The 6442-nt window shown below is 72.1% G+C and carries 7 protein-coding genes and 1 pseudogene; 2 read left to right on the top strand and 6 right to left on the bottom strand.

What is annotated here, in order from left to right; genetic code table 11:
- The 4 genes and pseudogenes from AC2CHE_RS26275 to AC2CHE_RS26260 all read right to left on the bottom strand — a co-directional run.
- Positions 1-513, bottom strand: a pseudogene (locus AC2CHE_RS26275) (two-component sensor histidine kinase); the annotation flags it as partial.
- Positions 506-1198 carry a response regulator transcription factor gene (locus AC2CHE_RS26270; RefSeq protein WP_484507521.1) on the bottom strand — a complete coding sequence of 231 codons (693 nt, stop codon included), beginning with the start codon at positions 1196-1198 and terminating at the stop codon, positions 506-508. The gene AC2CHE_RS26270 and the pseudogene AC2CHE_RS26275, both read right to left, overlap by 8 nt.
- Positions 1199-1268: 70 nt before the next feature.
- Positions 1269-1778 carry a hypothetical protein gene (locus AC2CHE_RS26265; RefSeq protein WP_484507520.1) on the bottom strand — a complete coding sequence of 170 codons (510 nt, stop codon included), beginning with the start codon at positions 1776-1778 and terminating at the stop codon, positions 1269-1271.
- A gap of 181 nt (positions 1779-1959) precedes the next feature.
- Positions 1960-3132: an acetyl-CoA C-acyltransferase gene (locus AC2CHE_RS26260; protein WP_484507519.1), complete on the bottom strand. Its 1173-nt coding sequence runs from the start codon at positions 3130-3132 to the stop codon at positions 1960-1962.
- Positions 3133-3267: 135 nt separating this feature from the next.
- Here AC2CHE_RS26260 and AC2CHE_RS26255 point away from each other — a divergent pair, with 135 nt between their 5' ends.
- Positions 3268-3711 (top strand): PH domain-containing protein, encoded by a 444-nt coding sequence (locus AC2CHE_RS26255; RefSeq protein WP_484507518.1) that lies wholly within the window; start codon positions 3268-3270, stop codon positions 3709-3711.
- 60 nt (positions 3712-3771) lie between these two features.
- Here the strand turns inward: AC2CHE_RS26255 and AC2CHE_RS26250 are convergent, their stop codons facing one another.
- Both AC2CHE_RS26250 and AC2CHE_RS26245 read right to left on the bottom strand, forming a co-directional pair.
- Positions 3772-4683: a rhomboid family intramembrane serine protease gene (locus tag AC2CHE_RS26250; RefSeq protein WP_484507517.1), complete on the bottom strand. Its 912-nt coding sequence runs from the start codon at positions 4681-4683 to the stop codon at positions 3772-3774.
- A 269-nt stretch (positions 4684-4952) separates the two neighbouring features.
- Positions 4953-5480 (bottom strand): peptidylprolyl isomerase, encoded by a 528-nt coding sequence (locus AC2CHE_RS26245; protein ID WP_484507516.1) that lies wholly within the window; start codon positions 5478-5480, stop codon positions 4953-4955.
- 59 nt (positions 5481-5539) lie between these two features.
- Between AC2CHE_RS26245 and AC2CHE_RS26240 the strand changes: the two genes are divergently transcribed.
- Positions 5540-6328, top strand: a complete 789-nt coding sequence (locus AC2CHE_RS26240; protein ID WP_484507515.1) for a hypothetical protein — start codon at positions 5540-5542, stop codon at positions 6326-6328.
- The last annotated feature ends 114 nt before the right edge of the window (positions 6329-6442 follow it).

Below are 6442 nucleotides of genomic sequence, written 5' to 3'. Positions count from 1 at the left end.
CAGCGAGCCCGCGACCGCGCCGGCGGCCAGCCCCGCCAGCAGCGGCAGCCAGAGACCGCGCAGCACCTGACGCCACACTCCCGCCCCGAGCGGGCGGGTCAGCACCACCCCGTCGCCGCCGGGCAGCGCCCGGCCCTCGACGAGTACCCGTTGCCCGTCGACCAGCCGCCGGCCGGAGAAGTTCCGCCCGTGGGACACCCGCTTCACCACCTGGGGAGGCAGGCCGGCGCGGTCGACCGCACCGCCCGAGATCAGGTAGATGGTGGTGCCCTGGTTGCCGAGTTGGCGGATCAACCGCTCGCCGGCCAGCTCCCGGACCCGGGCGGGCCGTGCCCGCAGCAGCTCGGCGGCGACCTGGGCCTGTGCGGCGAGCGCCTGCCGGTCCCGTCGCTCGGCCGCACGAACCGCCACCGGCACCGCGACCACCGCGGTGACCAGGACCGACACCAGAGCCACCGCGCAGGTCACCAGCACCGCGCGCGCGGTGAGCGTACGGCCGGGACGATCAGCCATCGGCGGCGTACCCGACTCCGCGATGGGTCCGGATGACGCTCGCCGCGCCGAGCTTCGCCCGGACCTGCGCCACGTGCACGTCGACGGTACGGGTGCCGGCGAGCGCCGCGTATCCCCAGACCGCGGCCAGCAGTTCCTCGCGTGAGAAGACCCGGCCCGGCCGGCTCATCAGGTGTGCCAGCAGGTCGAACTCGGTGGAGGTGAGCTGCACCGGGGCGCCGTCGGCGGTGACCGACCTGCGGTCGGGGTCGACGGTGACCCGGCCGAGCACGACGGGCTGCCCGACGCCGCCTGGCGGGCCGGCGGCCCGGCGCAGCACCGCCCGCAGTCGGGCGACGAGTTCGCGAGGGCTGAACGGTTTGGTGACGTAGTCGTCGGCGCCCAGTTCCAGGCCGACGACGCGGTCCACCTCGTCGTCGCGGGCGGTGAGGAAGATGACCGGCGTCCAGTCGCCGGCCTCACGTAACCGACGACAGATCTCGGTGCCGGCCAGCCCCGGCAAGGCGATGTCGAGCACGCAGGCCACCGGACGCAACCGGCGGGCCGCCGCGAGGCCGGCGCTGCCGTCCCGTTCGACGTGTACGCCGAAGCCGTCCCGGCTGAGGTAGAGCCGGACCAGGTCGGCGATGCTCGGTTCGTCCTCCACCACGAGGACCAGCCCGCGTTGCGGGTTCTCGGCGGTCACTGGGCCATGATTGCCGATCGACGAGACTCGGCAGCGTCAGGCTGTGTTCGGATTCGGTAAGAAGACCCGGTCAGTGGGCCACGACGGGCTGGAAGGTGCCCGGTCGGGCGGCAGGCGCCTCGGCGACGGAGGCCACGATCCGCGGCTGTGCGCTGCGTACGCGGCTGCGGAAGGCGTGATTGAGCAGGGCGTCCAGCTGCCACACCTGCTTCGGATGCTGGGTACGGATCAGGAAGCGCTCGCGGATGCCGTCGATCGCGGTAGCGGCCAACTCCACGCAGTGCAGGCGCGGGTCGGGGCTCCAGGTGACGTGGCTCAGCTCGCGGAGTTCCGTGTTGAGGTGCAGGCGGAGCCGATGCAGCACCCGCGTCTGTCGGGTGACCACCAGCCTGCGGTGGGTGAGCAGCAGGAGGTACTCCCCGTCGACTGGTCGGCCCGGCCGGCTGCACCGGGTGACCAGGATGGTGGCGTCGCCGGAACCCACGCAGCGGCGGAACACCGGCATGTGCCGACTGGCGGTCTGCACCGCCAGACCGGCCTCGGCGGCGGCCGGAAGGAACGTTCGGGAGAAGACGTCCATGACCTGCCCAACGACCCTGCCCCCACGGTGACATGGCCGACGGACATGCTTTCTGCAATTTCCACGCCACCCCGCCCACCTCGGCCAACCCGACCGACCCCGGCGAGTTGATCAAAGAGTTTTGGTCGTTCGAGCGTCGGCCGGAGACCAGAACTTCCTGATCAACTTGGCGGGAGGGGGGTCAGAGGAGTTCGAGGATGGTGGCGTTGGCCATTCCGCCGCCCTCGCACATGGTCTGCAGGCCGTAGCGGATGTTGTTGTCGCGCATGTGCCCGAGCATCGTGGTCATGATGCGGGCACCGGAGCCGCCGAGCGGATGCCCCAGGGCGATCGCGCCGCCGCGTGGATTGAGCCGCTCCGGGTCCGCCTCGGTCTCCGCCAACCAGGCCAGCGGTACGGGGGCGAACGCCTCGTTCACCTCGTACACCCCGATCTCCTCGATGCCCAGCCCGGCGCGACGCAGCGCCTTCGCGGTGGCCGGGATCGACGCGGTCAACATGGCGACCGGATCGTCCGCCGCGACCACGGCGGTGTGTACCCGGGCCAGCGGGCGCAGCCCGTGCCGGCCGGCCCACTCGCTCGTGGTGACCGCGAGCGCGGCGGCACCGTCGGAGATCTGCGAGGCCGAACCGGCGGTGACCACCCCGTCGGGACGGAACGGAGTCGCCAGCTCGCCCAGTTTCTCCAGCGAGGTGTCACGCCGGATGCCCTCGTCCACCGCGAACTTGCCGCCGTCGGCGAGCGCCACCGGGACGACTTCGGCCTCGAACGCGCCCGCGTCCTGCGCGGCGGCGGCCTTCTCGTGGCTGGTCAGCGCGAACTCGTCGAGCTGGGTGCGGGACAGGCGCCAGCGCTGGGCGATGAGCTCCGCCCCGACACCCTGGTTGAACGGGAGCGGTGAGTCCTCGGCGACCCCCTCGACCCCCCGGTAGCGGGCCAGGATCTGCTCGCTGAACGGCATCCCACCGGCCACGCTGGAGCCCATCGGCACCCGGGTCATCGACTCGACACCGCCCGCGACGACCAGGTCCGCCTGGCCGGAGAGCACGGTGGCGGCGGCGAAGTGCAGGGCCTGCTGGCTGGAACCGCACTGCCGGTCCAGGGTGGTGCCGGGCACCGACTCGGGCCAGCCGGCGGCCAGCACTGCGTTCCGGGCGACGTTCCACGACTGCTCGCCGACCTGGGAGACGCAGCCCCAGACCACGTCGTCCACCTGAGCCGGATCGATCCCGGTGCGTTCGGCGAGGGCACGCAGTACGTGCGCGGACAGATCCACCGGGTGCACTGTGGCCAGGCTGCCCTTGCGCCGCCCGACCGGAGTGCGCACCGCACCGACGACAACCGCGTCACTCATGTTTACTCCCCGGTAACTTGGGCTGCTCCCGATCCTACGCCCACCCGCGCCGACCGCCACGCCTCCGCCCACGCGCCGCCGGCCGAGGCTTCGTCGGCGGATGCCCGCGGCCGGCGGCGCTGGCATGCTGGTGCCGTGGCGTACGACACCATCGCACAGCAGTGGCGGGTGCCCCGGGCCCTACCGGTCCTCAAGCTGACTGCCGCAGCCAGCGTGCTCGCCCTGGGGATCCTGCTCGCCGCGGGTGACCCGCTCCGGCCGGTGCTCGGCGGGCTGGCCGCAGCGGTTCTCACCGCGTGGGGCCTGCGGGATCTGGTCGCGCCGGTGCGGTTGGCGGTGGACCCGACCGGCATCACCGTACCGGCCGGGCTGCGGGGCCGACGGCATCTGCCCTGGCCGACGGTGGAGACCATCCAGGTGCACCGTCGGTCCGGGCGCGGACTGGCCGGGCCGACGCTGGAGATCGACACGGGCGACTCGCTGCACCTGTTCAGCCGGCTCGATCTCGGCGCCGATCCGGCCGAGGTCGCCGACGCGTTGCGCACCGTCCGGGTGGAAGGTGCCAACGGCTCCAGTTGATCCGCGCCCGGCGCCGGCGATGCGACCGGGTCCACATCGACGGCGCCGGTCGGACGGCGGTCAGCCCAGCAGCGCGGCCGTACGTACCAGGGTCATCCCGAGCAGCACCACCACGATGATCGCGCCACCGCCGAACTGCACAAGCGTCCGGCGCGACCGCGGCGCATAGGCCAGCACCAGCGCCATCAGCGCGCCGAACACCAGGCCGCCCAGGTGACCGGCGATGGAGATCTGCGGCACGGTGAAGGTGAAGATCAGATTGATCACGAGGATGGGGAGGATGGCCGAGGTGTCCCGACCCAGGCGTCGCATGATCACAAAGATCGCCGCGAAGAGGCCGAAGATGGCGGTCGACGCTCCCGCCGACATCTGGTTGGGCGCGCTGAACACGTATACCGCGACGTTGCCGCCGAAGCCGGCGATCAGGTAGAGCGCGGCGAAGCGCAGCGGCCCGAGCACCGCCTCCAGCGAGCGACCCAGCACCCAGAGCGCCCACATGTTCAGCAGCAGGTGCACCACGCCGTAGTGCAGGAACATCGCGGTGATCAGTCGGTACCACTGCCCCTCGGCGACACCGCCGACGGTGCCGTCGAGGAACATCGCCCGCCCCAGCACCGCACCCCACTCGGTCAACGGGGTGCCCCCGCCCATCAGCCCGCCGAAGCCGTTACCGCCGGCCGCCGCGTCCCCGCCCCGGTCCGAGGCGATCGAGGCCAGCATCACCAGCAGGTTGAGGGCGATCAGCGTCTTGGTCACGTAACCGTGTCGGCCGACCACCCCGCCGCCGAAGGCGGTACGCGCCGGACGCACGCTGCGGCGTCCCTCCGACACGCACTCCGGGCACTGGAAACCGACCGACGCCTCGTTCATGCAGTCCGGGCAGATGGAACGGTCGCAGCGGGTACAGCGGACATATGTTTCCCGGCCGGGGTGGCGGTAGCAGGCCGGCGTGGTCGGCGGGGACTCGCTCATCGCTGGCCCCAGACACCCGAGCGCTCAGTCATGCGAGCAAAGGTACCCCGAGCCCTCACTCAGGCGGGTCGACGCGTACCCGGCGGAGTGCCGGCGGCCGTCGGGCAGAGCGGGGACTGGTCCGGACACCGGTGGGGTGTCCGGACCAGTCCGCAAGCCGCCGGTCGTCCTCGGCGTGCCCGAACCGGCACTCGGCGAGCTGATCGACCGGACCATCAAGAGTGGCCGGCAATAGGGCGGCCCTTGCGGCACCGCCCGGAGACGCCCGGTCAGGCCGAGCGCTCGATCTCGACGCGCTCGATCACGACGTCCTGGAGCGGCCGGTCGCTGGGGCCGGTCGGGGTGTTGGCAATCGCCTCGACGATCTTCGCGGACTGCTCGTCGGCGACCTGCCCGAAGATGGTGTGCCGGTTGTTCAGGTGCGGCGTCGGCGAGACGGTGATGAAGAACTGCGAGCCGTTGGTGCCGGGTCCGGCGTTCGCCATCGCCAGCAGGTACGGCCGGTCGAACCGCAGCTCGGGGTGGAACTCGTCGGCGAAGGTGTAGCCCGGCCCGCCCCGGCCGGTGCCCGTCGGGTCACCCATCTGAATCATGAACCCGCTGATCACCCGGTGCGAGATGGTGCCGTCGTAGTACGGACCACCGCCCGGCTGCCCGGTCCGCGGGTCGGTGTACTCGCGGGTGCCCTCGGCCAACTCGACGAAGTTGCGGACGGTCTTCGGGGCGTGGTTGCCGAAAAGTTCCAGCCGGATCGGGCCGGCATTGGTGTGCAGGGTGGCGTAGACAGCCTCGGCCACGGGTACTCCTTATTCGTTGGTCAGTTCCATGCGGATCCTCCCATGTGCCCGATCTGGACATGCGGAGGCATCCGAAGGTGGAGGATGAGACAGAGCAACTCCCAGGAGGTGGGACCGTGTTTGGAAACTGGCGGCGCAAGACCCAGGCGCAGCTGGCCCGGGCCGAAATGAACCGCAGCATCGGTCACCTGAGGCAGGCCGCCACGCATGCTGCGAGGGGAGCCGGCGACACGGTCGGCCCACGATTCCAGGCGGCCCGCGGTGCGGTGGCACCGACCGCCGTCGTGGTCCGGGACCGGGCATCGAGTGGCCTCGCATCGACGGCCGCCGCCCTCGCGCCGCTTGCTCTGGCCGTACGTCACGCGCAGTCCGACGCGGCCGATCGGGCCGCCAAGGGGAAGAAGGCCGCGGTTGCCAAGCAGGCCGCGGTCAGTAGGAAGGCGAAGAAGATGAAGGCGAAGAAGAAGTCCCGCCGGAGCGGGACCATGATCGGCCTGCTGGCCGCCGGCACGGTTGCCGGGCTGGCCGGCGCGATGGCCCTGCGGCGGCACCGCGAGCAGCAGGAGTGGGCCGAGTACGACGCGGGTGCCGCGCTCGAGCCGATGCACGAGGATGTGGAGACCATCGAGGTGCGTACGACCGGCGCCGGCGAGGCCTCGACCGGAGCGGGCAGTTCGGTGGCCGGCGGCGACAGCGCCCCCACCATCCCCACCGCGACCGCGCCGTCCGGGGTGACCACCGCCGGGATGGTCCCCGCGGCCGCCGAGGGTGCCCGCACCAGCACCGACCGCCCCGCAGACGACCTGACGAAGGCCACCACCAACCACAAGTCGAACACCCGCGCCTGACCCCTCTTCCCCTCCTCCCGTCCCCACCCCCGCCCAGCTTGACCATGGAGTTGGGGGGGGGGGGGGGGGGGGCGGGGGGGGGGGGGGCGCCGGGGCGGCGGGCGCCGGCGCGGG

The organism is Micromonospora sp. ATLC16 (assembly GCF_057196645.1).
The sequence above is the reverse complement of the archived record's forward strand: the minus strand, read 5'-3'. Positions and strand labels throughout refer to the sequence as shown.